The 19,943-nt window shown below is 68.6% G+C and carries 19 protein-coding genes; 10 read left to right on the forward strand and 9 right to left on the reverse strand.

The features are described 5' to 3' along the window. The 6 genes from EGK76_RS13670 to EGK76_RS13695 all read left to right on the forward strand — a co-directional run. On the forward strand, nt 1-351 hold a 351-nt coding region (locus EGK76_RS13670), incomplete at its 5' end, for an integrase core domain-containing protein (RefSeq protein WP_148087432.1). Between the two features lie 90 nt (nt 352-441). Then, the gene (locus EGK76_RS13675; protein ID WP_123832977.1) at nt 442-876 is read left to right on the forward strand and encodes a nuclear transport factor 2 family protein; all 435 of its coding nucleotides are present in this window, start codon (nt 442-444) and stop codon (nt 874-876) included. Between the two features lie 69 nt (nt 877-945). Next, nucleotides 946-1,452 carry a DUF1579 family protein gene (locus EGK76_RS13680; RefSeq protein WP_123832978.1) on the forward strand — a complete coding sequence of 169 codons (507 nt, stop codon included), beginning with the start codon at nt 946-948 and terminating at the stop codon, nt 1,450-1,452. A 76-nt stretch (nt 1,453-1,528) separates the two neighbouring features. Further along, entirely contained in the window at nt 1,529-1,939 is a 411-nt protein-coding gene (locus EGK76_RS13685) for a DUF1801 domain-containing protein (RefSeq protein ID WP_123832979.1), read from the forward strand. A 336-nt stretch (nt 1,940-2,275) separates the two neighbouring features. Then, nucleotides 2,276-3,823 (forward strand): MATE family efflux transporter, encoded by a 1,548-nt coding sequence (locus EGK76_RS13690; protein ID WP_123832980.1) that lies wholly within the window; start codon nt 2,276-2,278, stop codon nt 3,821-3,823. A gap of 64 nt (nt 3,824-3,887) precedes the next feature. Next, the gene (locus tag EGK76_RS13695) at nt 3,888-4,307 is read left to right on the forward strand and encodes a hypothetical protein (protein WP_123832981.1); all 420 of its coding nucleotides are present in this window, start codon (nt 3,888-3,890) and stop codon (nt 4,305-4,307) included. 212 nt (nt 4,308-4,519) lie between these two features. On the opposite strand, the gene EGK76_RS13700 is transcribed toward EGK76_RS13695, so the two are convergent. Next, nucleotides 4,520-5,251, reverse strand: a complete 732-nt coding sequence (locus EGK76_RS13700; protein WP_123832982.1) for a hypothetical protein — start codon at nt 5,249-5,251, stop codon at nt 4,520-4,522. 220 nt (nt 5,252-5,471) lie between these two features. Beyond that, nucleotides 5,472-7,463 (reverse strand): M1 family metallopeptidase, encoded by a 1,992-nt coding sequence (locus EGK76_RS13705; protein WP_123832983.1) that lies wholly within the window; start codon nt 7,461-7,463, stop codon nt 5,472-5,474. A gap of 606 nt (nt 7,464-8,069) precedes the next feature. On the opposite strand from EGK76_RS13705, the gene EGK76_RS13710 reads away from it, so the two are divergent. Both EGK76_RS13710 and EGK76_RS13715 read left to right on the forward strand, forming a co-directional pair. Continuing rightward, nucleotides 8,070-9,488: a bifunctional diguanylate cyclase/phosphodiesterase gene (locus tag EGK76_RS13710; RefSeq protein ID WP_123832984.1), complete on the forward strand. Its 1,419-nt coding sequence runs from the start codon at nt 8,070-8,072 to the stop codon at nt 9,486-9,488. Nucleotides 9,489-9,724: 236 nt separating this feature from the next. Further along, on the forward strand, nt 9,725-10,795 hold the full coding sequence (locus EGK76_RS13715) for an HDOD domain-containing protein (RefSeq protein ID WP_123832985.1): 1,071 nt from the start codon (nt 9,725-9,727) through the stop codon (nt 10,793-10,795). 34 nt (nt 10,796-10,829) lie between these two features. Here the strand turns inward: EGK76_RS13715 and ubiE are convergent, their stop codons facing one another. Both ubiE and EGK76_RS13725 read right to left on the reverse strand, forming a co-directional pair. Further along, on the reverse strand, nt 10,830-11,591 hold the full coding sequence (gene ubiE, locus EGK76_RS13720; protein ID WP_096297106.1) for a bifunctional demethylmenaquinone methyltransferase/2-methoxy-6-polyprenyl-1,4-benzoquinol methylase UbiE: 762 nt from the start codon (nt 11,589-11,591) through the stop codon (nt 10,830-10,832). Between the two features lie 7 nt (nt 11,592-11,598). Then, entirely contained in the window at nt 11,599-13,143 is a 1,545-nt protein-coding gene (locus EGK76_RS13725) for a TerC family protein (protein WP_096297105.1), read from the reverse strand. A 124-nt stretch (nt 13,144-13,267) separates the two neighbouring features. Here EGK76_RS13725 and EGK76_RS13730 point away from each other — a divergent pair, with 124 nt between their 5' ends. Further along, complete coding sequence (locus tag EGK76_RS13730; protein ID WP_123832986.1) at nt 13,268-13,723, forward strand: nucleoside deaminase; 456 nt, start codon at nt 13,268-13,270, stop codon at nt 13,721-13,723. A gap of 179 nt (nt 13,724-13,902) precedes the next feature. After that, complete coding sequence (locus EGK76_RS13735; protein ID WP_123832987.1) at nt 13,903-15,525, forward strand: SulP family inorganic anion transporter; 1,623 nt, start codon at nt 13,903-13,905, stop codon at nt 15,523-15,525. A 93-nt stretch (nt 15,526-15,618) separates the two neighbouring features. Here the strand turns inward: EGK76_RS13735 and EGK76_RS13740 are convergent, their stop codons facing one another. From EGK76_RS13740 to hslU, 5 genes are all read right to left on the reverse strand, one after another. Continuing rightward, nucleotides 15,619-16,257, reverse strand: a complete 639-nt coding sequence (locus tag EGK76_RS13740; RefSeq protein WP_199730918.1) for an AAA family ATPase — start codon at nt 16,255-16,257, stop codon at nt 15,619-15,621. 2 nt (nt 16,258-16,259) lie between these two features. After that, entirely contained in the window at nt 16,260-16,616 is a 357-nt protein-coding gene (locus EGK76_RS13745; RefSeq protein WP_123832988.1) for a type II toxin-antitoxin system prevent-host-death family antitoxin, read from the reverse strand. Nucleotides 16,617-16,703: 87 nt separating this feature from the next. Then, on the reverse strand, nt 16,704-17,147 hold the full coding sequence (locus EGK76_RS13750) for a hypothetical protein (protein WP_123832989.1): 444 nt from the start codon (nt 17,145-17,147) through the stop codon (nt 16,704-16,706). 51 nt (nt 17,148-17,198) lie between these two features. Continuing rightward, on the reverse strand, nt 17,199-18,398 hold the full coding sequence (locus EGK76_RS13755) for a DUF1176 domain-containing protein (protein WP_158613505.1): 1,200 nt from the start codon (nt 18,396-18,398) through the stop codon (nt 17,199-17,201). Between the two features lie 73 nt (nt 18,399-18,471). Then, nucleotides 18,472-19,857 (reverse strand): ATP-dependent protease ATPase subunit HslU, encoded by a 1,386-nt coding sequence (gene hslU / locus EGK76_RS13760; protein ID WP_096297101.1) that lies wholly within the window; start codon nt 19,855-19,857, stop codon nt 18,472-18,474. Nucleotides 19,858-19,943 lie beyond the last annotated feature (86 nt).

Consider the following 19,943-nt stretch of genomic DNA (forward strand, 5'->3'; position numbering starts at 1 on the left):
ACGCTGACCTGCCGCGCACTTGCTGCGGCTCTGCGCACGCGTAAGCCCGCGCAGGGCACATTGTTCCATAGCGATCGCGGCATCGAGTTCATCGCTGGCGAATTCAAGCGCCAGTTACAGCGCGCAGGCTTCGCCCAGTCGGTCAACCGCCCCAAGCGCATGAACGACAACGCGCACATGGAGTCCTGGAACAAATCCATGAAGTCAGATCTGTATCACCGGCAGACCTTCGCCAGCGACCAGGACCTGCACGCTGCCATCCGCAGCTACGTCGACTTCTATAACCACCAGCGCCTACACTCGGCGCTGGGTTACACCGCACCCGCCGCGTACGAGCGCACATGCGCCTAACCAACGGGTGTCCACTTTATCGAAGGAAGTCCCAGCCGCTTCGCGGCGCGTTTAACTTAAGTGCTAGCCCCTACAGAGAGGTTCCCGCAAATGGGTGAAAACAATCCATTTTCCCGCGCGCTTGCCGCATATGTGGAGGCCGTTCTCGCCAAGGATGTTGACGCATTCGCCGCACTCTATGACCAGGACATCCATGTCTTTGACATGTGGGGCACATGGTCAATTCACGGCCTGGCGGCATGGCGTGAGATGGCTGCGGGCTGGTTCTCATCGCTCGGGGATGAGCGTGTTGTTGTTAGTTGCGACAGTGCCGATTCAACTGTGTCCGAAGACCTGGCTATTGGCCATGCCATTCTCACCTACACTGCGGTGGCGCCTGACGGCACAGCGCTCAGATCTCTCAGCAATCGGGCCACCATGGCCCTGCGCAGGACTGGAGATTCATGGAAGATCTTCCATGAGCACACATCGGCACCCATCGATCATCAGTCACAGCAGGCAATCCTGCGTCGCGACGACGGCTGACAGTTCATTCAAGCCGCACCCGCTTCGCGGCGGGGCCTAATTCAAGCGTCAGCACTCCGGGAAAGTTCGATGCGGTTTGCAGCAATTGTGGGCGCGGCAATGCTTCTCGCCGCAGGCGCGCTGAGCGCCCAAGACCATCCGAAGATTCCAGACCGACCGGCACCGCTGAAAGCGCTGGACGGTGACTGGGTCATGTCTGGAGATGTCATGGGCGAGCCGGTGACTTACCGGATGGTCGCGGGGCCTACGCTCCAGGGCGCTTTCACCGAAATCCACATGAATGATGTGCAGGTGCCCTCGCAGTACGAAGCTCGGGTTCTGATCGGTTACGACACCGAGAGCGGGACTGTCATCGCTCATTGGATGGACAGTTTTGGGGCAAAGTACTCGGTACCGCACGGTAGCGGATCAGTTTCCGGAAACACGGTGCAGTTCACCATTCCTTACGAGAGCGGCGCGTTCCGCGATACGTTCACCTATAGCCCGGACACGGATACGTGGCTGTTCGTCCTGGAGGCTGCTCAGCCCGATGGCAAATGGAAGCACTTCGCACGCTACACGGCTCACCGTCCGTAGCTGAGTGGCAGCAATTCATTCAAGCCGCACTTCGCGGCGTGATCTGGTTCCAGCGCTGACCCACGCAGGAGCGGCCATGGGCAGTCGCAAGTCTCCTTCCGCAGGTTCCGTGGCCGACTACATTGCCGGCCTGTCCCCGCCACTGCGGGGGGACGTCGAAGCTTTGCGCTGCGCGATCCTTGCGTCCGCCGACGACATCGGGGAAGAGATCAAGTGGAATGCCCCCAGCTTCTGCACCGGCGAACACTTCGCCACCATGCGCTTGAACGGCAAGGTTCCCCTCCAGCTCATCCTGCACCTGGGCGCCAAGAAGAGTTCCATCGCGCACGACTCGATTGAAGATCCGCAACGCCTGTTGCAATGGCTCGGCCCGGATCGCGCCTGCATCAGCTTTCGGTCTCCCGGCGCTGTTGCGAAGCAGGTTGCTCCGGTCCAGCACATTGTTCGGCAATGGGTACACCATGTCCCGGCCCGGGCCGCGGGCTGAGAATCGTCCTGTCAGCCGACAAAGACAGGCTGCCAGGCGCGCTACTGCGGACCGATATCGCCTTGTCGTATGCCGGCCCCGATCTGCCCCCCTGCGTCGCGTGATCTGACGCGCGCGACGAGCATGACCACCCTGCCGGGTCCGCAGTGGCGATCACCCGTGGCAGCAGCGGATTGCGACGCCAAGGTGACATGTCCACGCATGCGGGCGGCGTCCGCCCGGCCCGAGGTTCCGGGCGCGTTGCATGTCCGCCGCCCCGTCGCGACTTGCCGACGGCGCACCGCGAGCGCAGCCGCCCTCACCGCGCCGCGATCCGTTTCCCGGTTGAATGCGCACATGCCGGAATCCCGATCAGCCTCCCCCGCCGCTCCAGCCGCACGCCCGCGAGATCTCACCCATGGTGCGATCGCGCCCACGCTGTTCGCGTTCGCGCTGCCGATCCTCGGCGGCAACGTCATGCAGTCGCTCAACGGTTCGGTCAACGCGGTCTGGATCGGCCGCTTTCTCGGCGAGGACGCGCTGGCGGCGATCGCGAACGCCAACAACATCCTGTTCTTCCTGCTGGGCGCGGTATTCGGGGTGGGCATGGCGGCGTCGATCCTGGTGGCACAGGCGATCGGCCGCAGCGACCTGGCCGGCGCCAAGCGGGTCATCGGCACCAGTGCGACGTTCTTCCTGAGCGCATCGGTACTGGTCGCGCTGATCGGCCTGCCGCTGTCGCGGCATGTGCTGGTGTGGATGGGCACGCCGGCAGGGGCGTTGCCGCACGCCGAAGCCTATCTGAAGCTGATCTTCCTGGCGGTGCCGTTCCTGTACGCGTTCGCGTTCCTGTCGGCGATCCTGCGTGGCGCCGGCGACGCACGCACGCCGTTCCTGTTCCTGCTGCTGGTGGTGGCGCTGGACATCGTGATGGTGCCGCTGCTGATGCTGGGTATCGGCCCGTGGCCGGCGATGGGCATGGCCGGCGCGGCCATGGCCAGCCTGATCGCCAACGCGCTGGGACTCGCCGCCCTGCTCGGCTGGCTGCGTCACCGCCGGCACCGGTTGTGGATCCACCGCAACGAGCGGAATCTCTATCGGCCCGACTGGGCCATCGTGCGTGCACTGCTGGTCAAGGGCGTGCCGATGGGCCTGCAGATGGTGATGCTGTCGGCGGCGATGATCGCGATGATCTCGATGGTCAATGTGCACGGCGTCGACACGACCGCAGGCTACGGCGCGGCGCTGCAGTTGTGGACCTATGTGCAGATGCCGGCGATGGCGATCGGCGCGGCATGTTCGACGATGGCCGCCCAGAATGTCGGCGCCGGGCGCTGGGACCGGGTGTCGCGCATCGCCGGCACCGCGGTGGCGTTCAACCTGCTGTTGACCGGCGGGCTCATCACCCTGCTGCTGCTGCTCGACCGCGCAGCGCTGTCGCTGTTCCTCGGCGATGCCAGCGTGGCGCTCGACACCGCGCGCCACCTCAACCGCATCGCGATCTGGTCGTTCCTGTTCTTCGGCGTGACCTTCGTGCTGTTTGGCGTGGTGCGCTCGACCGGCGCCGTGCTGGCGCCATTGCTGATCCTGGCGGGCACCCTGTGGGGCGTGCGCGTGCCGGTCGCCACCCTGCTGCAGCCCAGCCTTGGCATCGACGCGATCTGGTGGAGCTTTCCGGTCAGTGCCTTCGTCGCGATGCTGCTGGCGATCGCCTACTACCGCTGGGGCGGCTGGCGGCATGCGCACATGCTCGATGGCGAGGAGCGCGAGCCGGTGGCGATTCCCGCCGAAGTGCCCGGACAGCCGCCGTCGCCCGTCGCCGAGCTGGAACCCACGGATGCGGCAGGCGACCGGTCAGGGCCCGCACCCCGACCGCCCCTGAATCCACGGGGCGGCGCGGCTTGATCCAACGCCACCGGAGCGGCATCTGTCAGGCAGATGCGCGCCATGCGCGGACTTCCGGATTCCCATGCGAAGCGTCACCTTGCTGATGACCCTGCTGCTCGCCGCCTCGTTCCCGGCGCTTGCCCAGCAGCTGCGCAATCCCGCTGAACCACCCGCACGTGCAAGCGGCAGCTTGCGCCCGGTGGATGCGCCGTCGCGCCTGCCCGCGCAGATCGAGACCCCGGCGACGCGGGATCCCGCTCGCGAGCGCTGCCTGCAGCAGGCAGCGCGCACCATCACGCCGACCAGCGATGCGCGCATCCGCAGCGCGCAACGCCGCGCGGCCGCGATCGAAACGCAGCGCGCCGCGCGTGGCGGCGATGCGGCCGACCCCGCGGACCGCAGCGGCCTGCGTGCCAGTCGGGACGCGCAACAACGGGCCGCCGCGCGCGAGCGCAACGCCGCCAATCAGCGCATGGCGATTGCCGAGGCCAATTGCCGCTGAGGCGTCGCACTCTTCGCGCAACGTGCCCGCGCACAACGTGCGCCCGCGCCAGCTGCGCGTGATGCGGCAGCCGTTGCCAGCCGGGGATGCGCAGCGGCGCCGGTCGCGTTTCGGGACCGCGCAGCGCGCGGCTCGCGGGACCGGGATCGGTCAGAGCCGCGGATTCCTGCGGTGGCCCGGCTCGGCCGGGCAAGCGGGGCGGGCCTTCCCGCTCAATTCCACCCGGGCAGTCTGGTCCGGTCCAGACCCGCAACCTCGAAGACCGCGGTCCGGGTGCCGCCGGCCTTGACCGGGAACTCGATGGCAACGGTGCTGGCGCCGTCGAGCAGGCGCCACAGCGCGCGCTCGTCGTCGATGAACATCGCGATGGCTTCGTCGGTCCGGGGCCGGTTCGCGGCCATCCGGCGCGGCTCGCCGTCGTCGACACGCACCGAAACGCGGCAGCTGGGATAGCAGTCGAAATCGCCGGCCTGCAGCACGAGGTAGCTGCTGCGACCCCAGGATGGATGGTCGCGGAAGATCAGCCGCACCTGCTTGGCGCCGCTGCCGTCGACATCGACCTCGTCGCGGGCGTAGATCGCCGCCGAGAGCTGCTGGCCACCCTCGACATTGGCCGTGTTGTAGGACCACAGCGCCTGCGTGCGCGCCTGCTCGCGCACCGCGTCGCCCTTGGCCTTGACCTCGTCGAACTTCGCGCGCACCCGGGCCGCGGCCTCGGTGTCGGGATAGCGCGCCAGCAGCACGTCGGCCTGGGCCTTGGCCAGCGCCCAGTTCTCGGTGGCGACTGCGGACTCGAAATCGCGTTCGCTCGCTGCGGCCTGCGCCTCGTTCGTCGCGGCCTGCGCCTGGGCCTGGGCAGCGGCGCGGGCCTCCGGATCCTGGCAGGCGGTCAGCGCAAGCAGTGCTGCGGTCAGACCGGTGGCCAGCAGGTGTCGGGTTGTCATGTAGATCGTCCTCGTTGCAGCGATGCGCCGCGGCCGCGCGGCGAGACCATCAGGATGTTGCGTCCACTGTTCGGGCTGGCGGGTTCGCGCGCGGCGCTGTGCAGCCTAGCGCGTCACCGGGCGCGGATCGAACGACCCTCGCGCGGCAGCGCGCTTGCCGGCCTCGAAACGCACGCGGCCGCCACGAGGGCGGCCGCGCACGGATCCGATCGCCTGCAACTCAATTCGCGGGTGCAGGCTTCTCGTCTGCGGCCGCATCAGTGGCCGCAGGGGCCACCGGTGCGGGCGCCGGCTTGGCACCGGCGATCAGCGCTTCCACCGAGCCGGTGGTGATCGGGTGGTAGCCCGGGCGCGCGGTCTCGAAGATCTGCCTGGCGAGCGCCAGGCCGGGCTCGGTCTGCACCAGCGCGGTGTAGATCGGCATGATCAGCTTGCGACGGCCGACGCGCGCGGTGAACTCGGCCAGTGCCTCGTTCGCCTGCGTGTAGCCACTGCGCACGGCGAGCGGATACCAGCGCATCGCGATCTCGCCGTTGTCGGTCCCGGTGAAGCCGTAGGCTTCGTCGAGCTGGGCCAGCTGCTCGATGGTCAGGGTCGGCGGCAGGCTGTCGAGGAAGTGCAGCCATTCCTGCGTCGACCAGGCATCGGTGATCTGGCGCGGGGGCAGCTGGCCACTGCCCAGCCATGCCAGGCGCGCGGAATCGACGATGCCGAAATTGCGCGACATCACCTGCGGCGCGGAGGCCGGAATGCCCGGTGCATAGATCCACTCCTGGATCTCGGCATCGGTCACGGTGCCGGGGAACTTGTCGAACAGGTGCTCCTTGGCATAGGCGAGGAACTGCTCGGTGGTGACGCTCTGGAAGGCGAAGTGATCGAAGTAGCCGCGCAGGAAGGCGTCGAAGTTCTCACGGCCGAAGCGCTGCTCCAGGAACTGCAGGAACCACGCGCCCTTGTCGTAGGCGACCGCGCTGAGCGCGTCGTCGGCGTCGAGCTCCGTACCCGGCTTGACCGCCAGCGCCTGGGTGGCCTCGGGCATGCCGGCGATGTTCTCGCGCAGCGCATTGCGCGAGATCACGTACTCCATGTCGCTGACCTCCTTGCCGTACAGCGACTCGACGATGCGGTTCTCCACGTAGCTGGTGAAGCCTTCGTTGAGCCAGCCGTGCTTGGCGCTGGAGAACGTGACCAGGTTGCCCGACCAGCTGTGCGCGAGCTCGTGCGCGATCAGCGAGACCAGCGACTTGTCGCCGACGATGACGGTGGGGGTGATGAACGACAGGCGCGGGTTTTCCATGCCGCCATACGGGAACGACGGCGGCAGGATCAGCAGGTCGTAACGCCCCCAGCGGTAGGGGCCGTAAAGCTGCTCGGTGACCTCGATCATCTTCTCGGTGTCGGCGAACTCGGCGACCGCGCGGTCGACCATCGCCGGCTCCGCCCACACACCGGCGCGATCGGAGATCGGCTTGAACACCAGGTCGCCGGCGGCGATCGCCATCAGGTACGACGGGATCTTCTGCGGCATCTTGAAGGTGTACTCACCGGTGCGCTGCGCGGCCGGATCGTTGTCGGCGCTCATCAGCACCATCACGTCCGGACTCGTCGTGACACGGGCGGTGTAGGTGTAGCGGATCGCCGGGGTGTCCTGCAGCGGCACCCACGAACGCGCGTGGATCTGCTGCGACTGGCTGAACATGAAGGGCAACTGCTTGCCTTCGGTCATCTCCGGGGTGAGCCATTGCAGGCCCGAGGCCTCGGGCGAGGTCTTGTAGGTCACGCGGACCTTGGCGTTGCGCTCCGGGGTCTCGATCGTCAGCTTGCTGCCGAGCGTGGGATCGGCCTCGGCCAGCGTGTACTGCAGCGGCTGCCAGCCGTTGGCGGTTTCGCCTTCCACCTTCTCGATGGTCAGGTCGCGGGTATCGAGCACCAGCTGCGTGGCCGAGGGGTCCTTCCACTGCAGGGTGTAGGTCGCGGTGCCGGCGATGGTGCGCGCGTCGAAATCGAGCGCGATGTCCAGGGCGAGATCGTCGGTGACGACCTTGTCGGGCTCGGCATAGGAATGCTCGTCGCGGTCCGCCGCGACGGCGGGTGCGGAACCGGGCGCGGCGTTCACGGGATTGGGGTCTCCGGATTCGCGCTGGCAGCCAACGGCCAGCATGGCGAGCAGCAACGCCGGCAGGAACCGGCGGATATCCAGCTTGGATCGCATATTGGGGTTCGACAACGGACAGGGACGTACAGTCTAGCGCGCGGCCAGCGGGCGACTTTGGCCCGTGTATGCGGCGACCGGCATTTGGCACGCCGCCGGCCGGCTCGTATCCGCGCTTGCACGAAGCCGGCTGCAACAGTGCCTGCATCCTCTCGACCCGCATTTCCGTGAACGCCGTCAGGTTTTCGAACGTGCATCCCCGCGTGGACCCGTCAGACAGCGCCGCGCCTATGGCGAAAGCCCGCCGATCGCGGACAATGCAAACGTGAATGGACAATTTCAGAGCGCCGCGCTGCCCATGAGCCCGCCAAGGGCTCCGACGGCTGATGTGACCGGGCAGGCGAACGCAGGCCGGTCGGGCGGGTGCCGTTGGCCACCGGTGGCCATGTGTCGCCCGCAGGCGGTGCAGGCGCGATCGGGCACTCGCCCGTCCGCGTGCCTGCCCACCCGTCGGGCGCCTCAGGCCGGCGCGCGCCTTGCCCCCCGCCGCGGCGTGTGGCGGGGGCCTGATCAGCTCGAGCTTCGGCGCCGGGCACATGAGGCGATACGCCGCGTCACCGGACGTCACGCCGCGACTCCGGTGTGCACCCTCGATGCGGAGGCCGCATGAACGTGTCTGCCGACCAGACGGCGCCCGAGGACGTCGAAGTACGGTTCGACACGCCCCGTGCGGACGAAGATCCGCTGACCGGCCTGCCCAATCGCGCCGGCCTGCTGCGCGCGCTGGATAGGCGCCGGGCGCAGCACATCCCCACCGCGGTCGCCGTGCTCGGCATCGACAACTTCCACTCGCTGGGCGTGACGCTCGGCCCCGGCATGGCCGACATCATGCTGCAGGTGATCGCCGCGCGCCTGCTCGCGCGCCTGCCCGACGATGCGTTCCTGGCCCGCCTGGACGGCGACGAATTCGCGATCGCGCTGTCGGTCCGCGGCCAGAAACCGCGCGGGACCGAGGCCCTGCTCAACGCCATCCTGCTCGACCTCGCCCAGCCCTGCGAAGTCGACATGCACCGCGTGCACCTCGATGCCTGCGTCGGGGTGCTGCTCGACGCCGCCGACGACGACAGCGGCGCGACGCCCGTCGTGCCGGGCACACCCGACGACACCGGGGCCACCGACAGCCTGGAACTGGTCGCGCGGGCGCAGCTGGCGATGCATTACGCCAAACGCAGCCGCGGCCAGGTGCTCCGGCGCTTCGAGCCGAGCATGCGGACCGCCGCCATCGATCGCCGCCGGCTCGACCTCGAGCTGCGCCGAGCGCTCAACGAGCGGGAATTCGAACTGCACTACCAGCCGCAGATCCACCTGGAGACCGGACGCCCGGCCGGCGCCGAGGCGCTGCTGCGCTGGCGCCACCCCGAGCGTGGCCTGGTGATGCCCGCGGGCTTCATCGATGCGCTGGCGATGAGTGGCATCGCCGCGCTCGTGGGCTGGTGGATCCTCGACCGCGCCTGCCGCGACGCGGTGACATGGCCGAGGATCGACGGCCGCCCGATGTCGGTAAGCGTGAACCTGTTCCCCTCGCAGTTCGGGCATGCGGACTTCCTGCACCATGTCGATGCCGCCCTGCGCGACAGCGGCCTGCCGCCGGAATGTCTGGAACTGGAGCTGACCGAAACCATCGCACTGCGCGATGACGGCGCCGCCGCCGCCACGCTGCAGGCGTTGCGGCAGCGCGGCGTCCGCGTCGCCTACGACGATTTCGGCACCGGCTATGCCTCGCTGTCGATGCTGCGCCACCTTGCCGTGGACCGGGTCAAGATCGACCGCAGCTTCGTCTGTGACGTCGTCGACGATCGCGGCGATGCGGCCATCGTGCGCTCGATCCTGATGATCGCGCGCAACTTCGATATGCAGGTCACCGCCGAAGGCGTGGAATCGGCGCCGCAGGCCGACTTCCTGCGCAAGCTGGGTTGCGATGAGGTGCAGGGCTTCTATTACGCGCCGGCGCTGCCGCTGGCGCAGTTCGGCAGCTGGCTGTCGGACTACGAGCGCCACCGCGCCCGGGTCATGGCCATCGGCTGACCACCTGCGCTGCCGCGCTGGCATCGCGAGCATCCACGACCACCGGCACGCGGTCGGCAGCGCGGCGCCGATTGCCGCCGCGTGAGCCCGGTCGGTCGCGGCATCCACCCGGGCCGCGACGACAGGCGCATCCGCGGGCGTCACGCCCGGCCGCGTGCGTGCGCGATTGCCGGCAGGCATTCAGCCTCGTGCCGCATTGCTATGATTCCGTTCTTCATGTCGCGCAGGGAAATGCCGTGCATCTTGTCTTAGCGTGGGATCACGGTGACGAGGTCACGCGTTTGCAGAACGAACTCGCGACGCGCGGACTCGACTGGCGGGTCAGCTGGCTTCCGCCCGGCGTCGATGCGGGCAGTTCCGCCGCCGCGCTCGAGCCCGATGCATTCGTGTGCTCCGCCGACAGCGACTGGCCCCGCTGCAACCGTCTGCTGGACGAAGTCCGTGTCCGTCGTCCGCATGCGGTGCGCATCGTGCTGATGGAGTCCGGCGACAACGCCCGCGCGGTCGAGGCACTCGAATACGCCCAGCGCGTGCTGGCCGAACCGCTCGACACCCGCACCATCGCCGCAGCGGTGCAGGGCATGCAGGATCTCCAGCGCCTGCTCGATGATCCGGAACTCAAGCGCGTGATCGCGGGCATCGGCACCCTGCCCGCCGCGCCCCGGCAGTATCTCGCGCTGACGCGCCTGCTGCGCGACCCCGAAGCCGGCCTCCACGCGATCACGGCGATCACCGCGCAGGATCCGGCGCTGGCGGCGCGCGTGCTGCGTCTGAGCAATTCGGCCTACTACGCGGCGGGGCGCGAGATCTGCGATCTGCGCACCGCGGTGGTCCGCCTGGGCAAGGAGGCCCTGCGCCGCATGGTGCTGGTGAGCGAGGTGTTCGCCTCCGGGCCCGAGATGGATGGGCTGCGCGAGCGCGCCCTGCGCACGTCGTGGCTGGCCGGACAGCTCCTCCCGGGCGTTGGCGCCGGCGTCGCCGCGACCGCGGGCCTGCTCGCCGAAGTGGGGCGCCTGCTGCCCCAGGAAGACCTGGGCGAAGTACCGCACAGCGTCGCCGGGGCGTACCTGCTCGGGCTATGGGGCCTGCCGACGCCGATCGTCGAAGCGGTCGCCTATCACGACCAGCCCACGCAGATGTCGGGCGCGTTCTGGATCACCGGCGCGGTGCACGTCGCCGCGGCGCTGGTCCGCGGCACCGAGGTCGATCACGACTATCTGGCCCGCGTCGGCGCGCTGCCCATGCTGCCGCACTGGCGCGCGCTGGCGGCCGCGTCGCCCGGGGACGCCGGCACCGCGTCCTACTGACGCCTTGCGCGGCGCAGCGGCGCCGCGCGCTCGATCAGGCCTTGTAGCCGTCGTGGATCGCGACGATGCCGCCGTTGAGGTTGCGGTAGCGGCAGCGGGCGAAGCCGGCCGCCTCCATCATGGCCTTGAGCGCGTCCTGCGGCGGGTGCTTGCGGATCGATTCGGCCAGGTACTGGTAGCTGTCGGCATCACGCGCGAACAGCTTGCCCAGCCGCGGCAGCACCTTGAACGAATGGAAGTCGTAGATCGGCCTGAACCAGTCGGCCTTCACTTCCGAGAACTCCAGCACGCGCGCCTGGCCGCCCACCTTGAGCACGCGCAGCATCTCGCGCAGCGCCGCGTCCTTGTCGGTCACGTTGCGCAGGCCGAAAGCGATCGTGACGAGATCGAAGCTGTTGTCGGGGAACGGCAGCGTCTCGGCATTGCACTGCACGTACCCGAAGCCGCGCACCTGGCCACGGTCGGTCATGCGGTCGCGGCCGACGCGCAGCATCGAGGCGTTGATGTCGCCGAGCACCAGCTCGCCCGAGTCGCCGACGCGCTCACGCAGCAGCGCGGCGATGTCGCCGGTACCGCCGGCGAGATCGAGCACGCGGTCGCCGGTGCGCACCTGCGCGGTGGCCACGAAATACCGCTTCCAGACCCGATGGATACCCAGACTCATCAGGTCGTTCATCAGGTCGTAGTTGCCGGCGACCGAGGAGAACACCTCGCCGACGAGCTTCTGCTTGTCCCCGGTGGGCACGTCGCGGAAGCCGAAATGGGTGGTACCGGGCTTGCTGGATTCGTCGCTCATGGGCCGATTATCCCTCATCCGGCAATCGCGTGATCCGCAGCTTGCCCACGCGCCGCCGTTCCAGCGATTCCACACGCAGCAACTGGCCTTCCACGCGCAGTTCATCGCCTTCGACCGGCATGCGGTCGAGCAGGTGCAACACCAGGCCCGAGAGGGTCACGTAGGTCGCATCGCGCGGCAGGGTGATGCCCGTCGCATGCTCCAGGTCCTGCAGCGACATCGAAGCGTCAACCAGCCAGACCCCGTCCTCGATCCACTGCGCACCGTAGTCCGCGTCGCGGGTGTCGACCAGATCGCCGGCGATCGTCGCCAGCAGGTCGTTGGCGGTGACCATGCCTTCGATGCTGCCGTATTCATCGACCACCACGGCCACCGGGATCGGATGGGCGCGGATCTGCTCGAGCACGCGCAGGGTCGACGTGCCTTCGGGCACCACGAGCGGCTCGCGGACGAAATCGGTGACGTTCAGCGCGCGGCCCTGCAGCACGCTCGAGAGCAGTTCGCCGCTCTGCACGAGGCCCAGCATCTGGTCGAGCTCGCCGTCACAGACCAGCAGGCGCGTATGCGGCGATTCGATCAATCGGGCGGTCGCATGCTCGATGCCGCGCGTCGCGTCGATCCATTCCAGGTCGCTGCGCACCGTCATCACGCTCGACACCGGCCGCTCGGCCAGGGTCAGCACGCTGCGGATCATGTCGTGCTCGGCGGCCTCCAGCTGCTCGCCGCCGTCGCCGCGCGGGGCCTCGGGGGTGCCCGGCTCGAACTGGGTTTCCGGGCGCGTGCCCAGCAGACGCAGCACGGCGTCGGCGGTGCGCTGGCGGAACGGCAACTGCTGGACGTGCCGTTCGCGGTTGAAGCGCGACCACTGGTTGAAGGCCTCGACCAGGATCGAGAACACGATCGCCGCATACAGATAGCCCTTGGGGATCTTGAAGCCGAACCCCTCGGCGACCAGGCTGAAGCCGATCATCAACAGGAAACCCAGGCACAGCACGACGACGGTGGGATGCTTGTTGACGAAGGTCGTCAACGGCTTGCTGGCCAGCAGCATCACCGCCATGGCGATCGTGACCGCGGCATACATCACGCCGAGGTGCTCGACCATGCCGACCGCGGTGATCACCGAGTCGAGCGAGAACACCGCATCGAGCACGACGATCTGCGTCAGCACCACGCCGAACGAGGCGTAGACCTTCTTGGTATTGCTCTGGCTCTGATGCCCCTCCAGCCGCTCGTGCAGCTCCATCGTCGCCTTGAACAGCAGGAATACGCCGCCCAGCAACAGGATCAGGTCGCGTCCCGAGAATGCCTGGCCCCAGACCGTGAACAGCGGCGTGATCAGCCCGGCGATCCATGCGACCAGCGCGAGCAGCACCAGCCGCATCAGCAGCGCCAGCGTCAGGCCGATCACACGCGCCCTGTCGCGCTGCTCCGGGGGGAGCTTGTCGGCAAGGATCGCAATGAACACCAGATTGTCGATGCCCAGGATGATCTCGAGGACCACCAGGGTCGCCAGACCCATCCATATCGTCGGGTCGGCCAGCCATTCCATAGGTGTTCTTGCGTCACTAAAGGGAGGGGCGCGGATTCTGCCACGCAGTTGTTAAAAATTCGCAGCCTCGACCCGGCCCTGGACCAGGGGCAGACTGCGCGTCCGCATCCAGGAGACCGCTCCGATGATCAGCACACCCGACTACCGCGCCCTGCTCGACACCGCCATCGCCGAGGCCCGGAAGGGCCTGGCCGAAGGCGGCATCCCGATCGGCGCCGCGCTCTACCACCAGGACGGGCGCCTGCTCGGCTGTGGCCACAACCGCCGCGTGCAGGAGAACGACCCCTCGGTGCACGGGGAAACCGACGCCTTCCGCAAGGCCGGGCGCCAACGCAGCTATCGCGACACGATCATGGTCACCACGCTCGCGCCCTGCTGGTACTGCAGCGGTCTGGTGCGCCAGTTCGGCATCGGCACGGTGGTGGTGGGCGAATCGGTGACCTTCCAGGGCGGTATCGACTGGCTGCGCGAGAGCGGCGTCGAGGTCGTCGACCTGCAGAGCCAGGAATGCGTGGACCTGCTCGGCGGCTTCATCGCCGCACATCCGGACGTCTGGAACGAGGACATCGGCGAGGACTGAGCCGCGTCGCGTCCGCTAGACTGCGCGCCCCGTGTCTCACCCAGCTGCCCCTTCGATGACGACCACGCCACCATAGCCTCGACGTCGCGCCGCCCGACCGGGCTGGCCGCCTGCTATGCGTGCATACCGTCATTCCGCCGGCCGCGGGTTCCGCGTCCGGCCCGTCAGGGCTTTTCCCCATGCAATCGAAGATTCCGCTGCGCCAGCAATGGTTCGGCAACATCCGCGGCGACGTGCTCGCCGGACTCGTCGTCGCGCTGGCGCTGATTCCCGAGGCGATCGCGTTTTCGATCATCGCCGGCGTCGACCCCAGCGTCGGCCTCTACGCCTCGTTCTCGATCGCGGTGATCACCGCGATCGTCGGCGGCCGCCCGGCGATGATCTCCGCCGCGACCGGAGCGATGGCGCTGGTGATGGTCACCCTGGTGCGCGACCACGGCCTGCAATATCTGCTGGCGGCGACCATCCTCACCGGCCTGCTGCAGATCGCGGCCGGCGCATTGAAACTCGCGACGCTGATGCGCTTCGTGTCGCGCTCGGTGATCACCGGTTTCGTCAACGCGCTGGCGATCCTGATCTTCATGGCCCAACTGCCCGAGCTGATCGGCGTGCCGGCCCTGGTGTATCCGATCGTGATCGCAGGCCTGGCCTTGATCTACGGCCTGCCATGGCTGTCGCGCCGGCTGTTTCCCGGCATCGGGCAGATCCCGCTGGCCGTGGGGCTGGCGCTGGGGATCGCGAGCCTGGGCGACGGCCTGCTGTTGCCGGCGCTCGGCCTCGGCCTGTCGGCGGTCGCGGTGCTGCTGCGCTGGTCGCGTGGCGTAGCGGTGCCGCCGCCACTGGTTGCGATCGTGCTGCTGACCGGCGCGTCCCTGTACTTCGGCTGGGTGATCCCGACCGTCGGCGACAAGGGCGCCCTGCCCGACAGCCTGCCGGTGTTCCTGCTGCCGCAGATTCCGCTGAACTGGGAGACGCTTGCGATCATCTTCCCGGTATCGGCGACGCTGGCCGTGGTCGGCCTGCTCGAGTCGCTGATGACCGCGCGCATCGTCGATGACATGACCGATACCGCCAGCGACCGTCACCGCGAATGCGTGGGCCAAGGCACGGCCAATGTCGTCACCGGTTTCCTCGGCGGCATGGCGGGCTGCGCGATGATCGGCCAGTCGGTGATCAACGTGAAATCGGGCGGGCGCGGGCGCCTGTCGTCGCTGGTGGCCGGCACAGTGCTGCTGGCGCTGGTGGTGTTCGCCGGCGCGTGGGTGGCGCGCATCCCGATGGCGGCCCTGGTCGCGGTGATGATCATGGTCTCGATCGGCACTTTCAGCTGGCAGTCGCTGCGCGACCTGCGCCGGCATCCAGCGGGCTCGAGCGTGGTGATGCTGGCGACGGTCGCCGTCACCGTGGCCACCCACGATCTGGCCAAGGGCGTGCTGACCGGCGTGCTGCTGTCGGCGCTGTTCTTCGCGCGCCGCGTCGGGCACCTGCTCGATGTCGAAACGATGCAGGACGCCGACGGCACGCGCCGCTACGTCGTGCGTGGCCAGGTGTTCTTCGCGTCGGCCAATGCCTTCGGCGATGCCTTCGACCTGCTGGAGCCGGTGCAGCGCGTGGTGATCGATGTCAGCCATGCGCACTTCTGGGATCTCAGCGCGATCGGCGCATTGGACACCGTGGTGATGAAATTGCGTGCGCGGGGCGTCACTGTGGAGGTCCTCGGGCTCAATGCCGCCAGCGCCACCCTGGTCGAGCGGTTGGGCGTGCACGACAAGCCGGCTGCCGAGCCGCCGCCGCTGCACTGAAGGCCGGGCGGCGCAAGGACGCGCCACCTTCCGGGAGCAGAGCCGGCGATGGGCGGACGCCGGATACCGCTGCCAGCTGCGAGAAACGGCAGGTCAGGGCGCGCTGTCGAGCGCGGCTTCGAGCAACGGTTTCGCCCAGTCGGGCGTGGCCGCCAGCGCCTCGAGGTCATCGGCATCCGGCACCACCAGCGCGCCGCCGACCATCTCCAGAAGCAGCACCGGATCCGGCACCGACTCTCCACGCGCGACGTCGACGCTGTTGTCGTAGACCTGCAGCTGCGCGAGCACCGGCATCAGTGCAATGAGGTTCTCGCGGGCGCGGGTCCAGCGCGCGCGGATGCTGGCCTCGGGAATGTCGTGCCCGCCGGCGGCGACGCGGGCCTGCACACGGGCGATGTGCTGCTCTGGCGAGGCCAGGCCGCAGAACCACATCAGCACGTCGTGGGTACGCGCGGCCTGCGCGATGCGCGCCGGCACGGTGTTGCCGCCGAGCGTGGTCTCGAACGCGTGACTGCGGCCCGCCGCCAGTGCGATATCGAGCCGGCGCATGCCTTCCTGCCAGGCTTCGGCATTCGCTTCGGCCATCGTGCAGCCGGTGACTGCGGCGAGTTCGCGCGCGAAGGTGTCGGGGTTGAACCAGGCCATGCCGGCGCGCTGCAGCAGGTAGCCGCCAACCGAACTCTTGCCGGCGCCATTGACGCCGGCCAGCACGTAGAGGACCGGGCGCGTCACGCTCAGCAGGTCGCGCCGGCCTTGACCTTGCCGTCCAGCCGCGCCGGCCCGGCCATCACCGCGCGCAGGCGCGCGCCGGCGTCGTCGGCCTCCAGGGCGGCCAGGCGCTCGTCGAAGCGTGCGCGCAGGGTGTCCAGCGCCGAGCGCTGCGAGGCACCGGCCGCGTCGAGCGCGCGCAGGATCGCGTCGTACTCGTCGGCCGAGAGGATCACCGCCTCGGGGGTGTTGTGGTTCGTCACCACGACCTTGCCGCCACGCGCTATGGTCTTCATCACGCCGCGCCAGCCGAGCTTCTTGACGTCGGAGGCCGGCGTACGCGGCAGCGCATCGAGGGCATCGAGCTTCAGGGACATCGTCATCGCGACCACTCCGCGCCAGGGTGATGGCCAATATACCCCAATTGGCCCTTGCAGCCCTCACGCCGACACCGCGTACGGCCTGGGCCTTCAGCGCCGCGCGAAGCGCAGCACCAGCCAGAGCACCAGGGCCAGCAGGTTGACCCCGAGCACCGGGGTCGATGGGCCCGCCACCGCCAGACGCAGCGCTTCCGACGGCACCGACCAGTCGAGATCGAGGACGACGTGTCGCCCGAACCGCAACTGCAGCGGTACGGTCGCACCGACATGCCAGGCATAGCTCAGCCAGGGCGTGGCGATCACCGGAATCTGCAAGGCCAGCGCAATCCGCGACAGGCGTTCGCCAAGCGCGTCCCCCTCGAGCAGCAGCACGCCGGCGATCATCGCGAACGTCGACAGCAGCAGGCCGATCACCAACACCAGCACCGCACCCCCGCCACCCTGGCCGGAGGCGAGCCGCAGCAACGCATCCGCCAGGCCGTAGAAACCACCGGCGATCTGCAGGATCGCGACGAGTCGAAGCAACAGGGACATGGAAGATGCGCCAGGCAGGGCGCGCGATTGTGGCAACGACTTCCGGCAGGCTCAAGGCATACCGGCGGCCGGGTCGGCCACGCGCCACAGCACCGGCCAGTCATCGGGGGCCAGGCCGCCGCATCGCGTCATCTCGGCGTAGTGCGAGAGCGCGAAGCCCCGGCCGTCGAACTGCCATCTGGCGTGGTACCCGCAGTCGCCGATACCGCGCCCGCGCGCGTGTTGCGACAGTGTGCCGGTGCGCGGATCGTAGCCGGCGCCGACCAGCAGGCTGAAATCCTCCCGAGGCTCGGAGTCGCCGGACAGCCGAGGCGCCGGCAGGATCAGGCGGGTGGCCTCGGTGCCGTCCCGGGCGGCGCGGAACACAAGGGCGGCGCTCTGGTAGGCACCGCTGTAGCAGGTCACGAAAACCAGCGCCTGCGTCGCATCGAGCGGGAGGGCCGCGTCCTGGCGCGACACGTCGAACGCGCCGCCGGGGGCGTCGCATTCTTCGGCATGCAACGCGGCGGCCTGCGCCTCGCGCACGCTGCGGATGAGGCGCCCGGTTTCGTCTTCCGGGAGCGCCGGAGGCGAGGCCGCGGATTTCGCCAGCACGGGCAGCGCGGGCGCTGGAGGTACGGCCGCGTCATCGCGTTCGCCGCGTCGCGCCCATGCACCGGGGGTGTCGAGGCGTTGCTGGTGTTCGTCGATGTAAAGCAGCGCCGCATTGAGGCCCGACAGCGACACGCTGCGCTCCGCGCCATCGCCCAGATGCGTGCCGTCGCGGACCAGATCGATGAACCGTGCGATCGCCGTCGGGTCCTCGATGCGCAAGATGGCCGACTCGCGACCGTCGCGCTGCCAAGGCAACGCGACGATCGCCGGTGCAGCCGCGCCGTCCAAGGTCATGCCCGAGGTGTCGACCGTGCCTCCAGGTGCTTGCAGCACCAGCGCCTGCTCACCGTCCGCGCCCGCATCGCGGCGTAGCGACAGCACCAGCCCGGACGCGCCGTCGCCAACGCCGATGGCTGCGCAGCGACGGACGTTGTCGCAGGCCACGACGACATCGCGGAACGTCCGGTAGACCGGCTCGGCCGTCGTTCCCGCAGGGACTGCCCGCACATCGGACGACTGCGCGGCGGGCGCCGGGGCGGTGTCGGGTCGCGCCGCAGTCGCCGATGCATCCGGCACTGCCGCATCGCGTGGCGTGCAGGCAACCATCGATGCCAGCAAGGCACTGGCGGCGAGAAGCTTCGGTGCAGGGCTCGACATCGCGGCGCGACCACAAGAAAAAGGGCCCGCAATGATGCGGGCCCGATGGTCGACCGTGGTGAACGCTGTGCGGTCAGAGAATGTAGCGGCTGAGATCCTGGTCCTGCACCAGATCGCCCAGCTGCGCTTCGACATACGCGCGATCGATGACCACGGTGCCGCCCTTGTCCGGCGCCTCGAAACTCAGCGAATCGAGCAGGCGCTCGAGCACCGTGTGCAGGCGCCGCGCACCGATGTTCTCCTGGCGCTCGTTGACGTGCGCGGCGATCTCGGCGAGCCGCTCCACCGCATCGGGCGCGAAGGTCAGGCTGACACCTTCGGTCTTGAGCAGCTGCACGTACTGGGTGGTCAGCGCGGCCTTGGGCTCGGTGAGGATGCGGACGAAATCGTCCTTGGTCAGCGCGGTCAGTTCCACCCGGATCGGGAAGCGGCCCTGCATTTCGGGAATCAGGTCGCTTGGCTTGGCGAGGTGGAACGCGCCCGAGGCGATGAAGAGGATGTGGTCGGTCTTCACCGAGCCGTACTTGGTGCTGACCGTGCTGCCTTCGACCAGCGGAAGCAGGTCGCGCTGCACGCCCTCGCGGCTGACATCGGCGCCGCTCGCGCCGCCCTCGCTGCGCTTGGCGACCTTGTCGATCTCGTCGATGAAGACGATTCCGTGCTGTTCGCAGGCCTCGATCGCGGCCTCGCGCACCTCGTCCTCGTTGACCAGCTTGGCGGCTTCCTCGTCGATGAGTTGCGGCCGCGCGGCACGGATCGCGAGCTTGCGCTTGTGGGTCTTGCCGCCGCCGAGATTGGCGAACATCTGCCGCAGCTGCTGCCCCATTTCTTCCATGCCCGGTGGGGTCAGGATGTCCATGCCCTGCCCGGCGCTGAGTTCGAGTTCGATCTCGCGCTCGTCGAGTTCGCCTGCGCGCAACTGGCGGCGCAGCTTCTGCCGCGTCTCAGACTCCTTCGACGACGGCTCCGCGCCGATGTCGACCGTTGCGGTCTGCGCGCCGAAGCCGAAGCCCGGCTGCGGGGTTTCGCGCCTGGGCAGCAGCGCATCGAGGATGCGGTCCTCGGCGCGGTCCTCGGCCTGCGTGCGCACGCGCACCTTGGCCTGCTCGCGGTAGAGCTTGACCGCGGTGTCGGCGAGGTCGCGGATGATCTGCTCGACATCCTTGCCGACATAGCCGACTTCTGTGAAGCGAGTGGCCTCGACCTTGACGAACGGCGCGTTGGCGAGCGTCGCCAGACGGCGTGCGATCTCGGTCTTGCCGACGCCGGTCGGACCGATCATCAGGATGTTCTTGGGCATGACTTCATTGCGCAGATCGTCGTCGAGCTGCGCGCGGCGCCAGCGGTTGCGCAGCGCGATCGCGACCGCGCGCTTGGCCGCGTTCTGGCCGACGATATGGCGGTCGAGCTCCTGCACGATCTCGCGCGGGGTCATGGTCGAGGAATTGACGTTGGTCATGGGAATCGGGTGTCCGTAGAAGCGTGGGCGGGTGCGTGCGACCGGCAGGCGCGTTCGACCCGAGAGGCCGCCACGCGCCGCCGCAG

It is taken from the genome of Luteimonas sp. 100069 (genome assembly GCF_003813845.1).
Taxonomy (GTDB): domain Bacteria; phylum Pseudomonadota; class Gammaproteobacteria; order Xanthomonadales; family Xanthomonadaceae; genus Luteimonas; species Luteimonas chenhongjianii.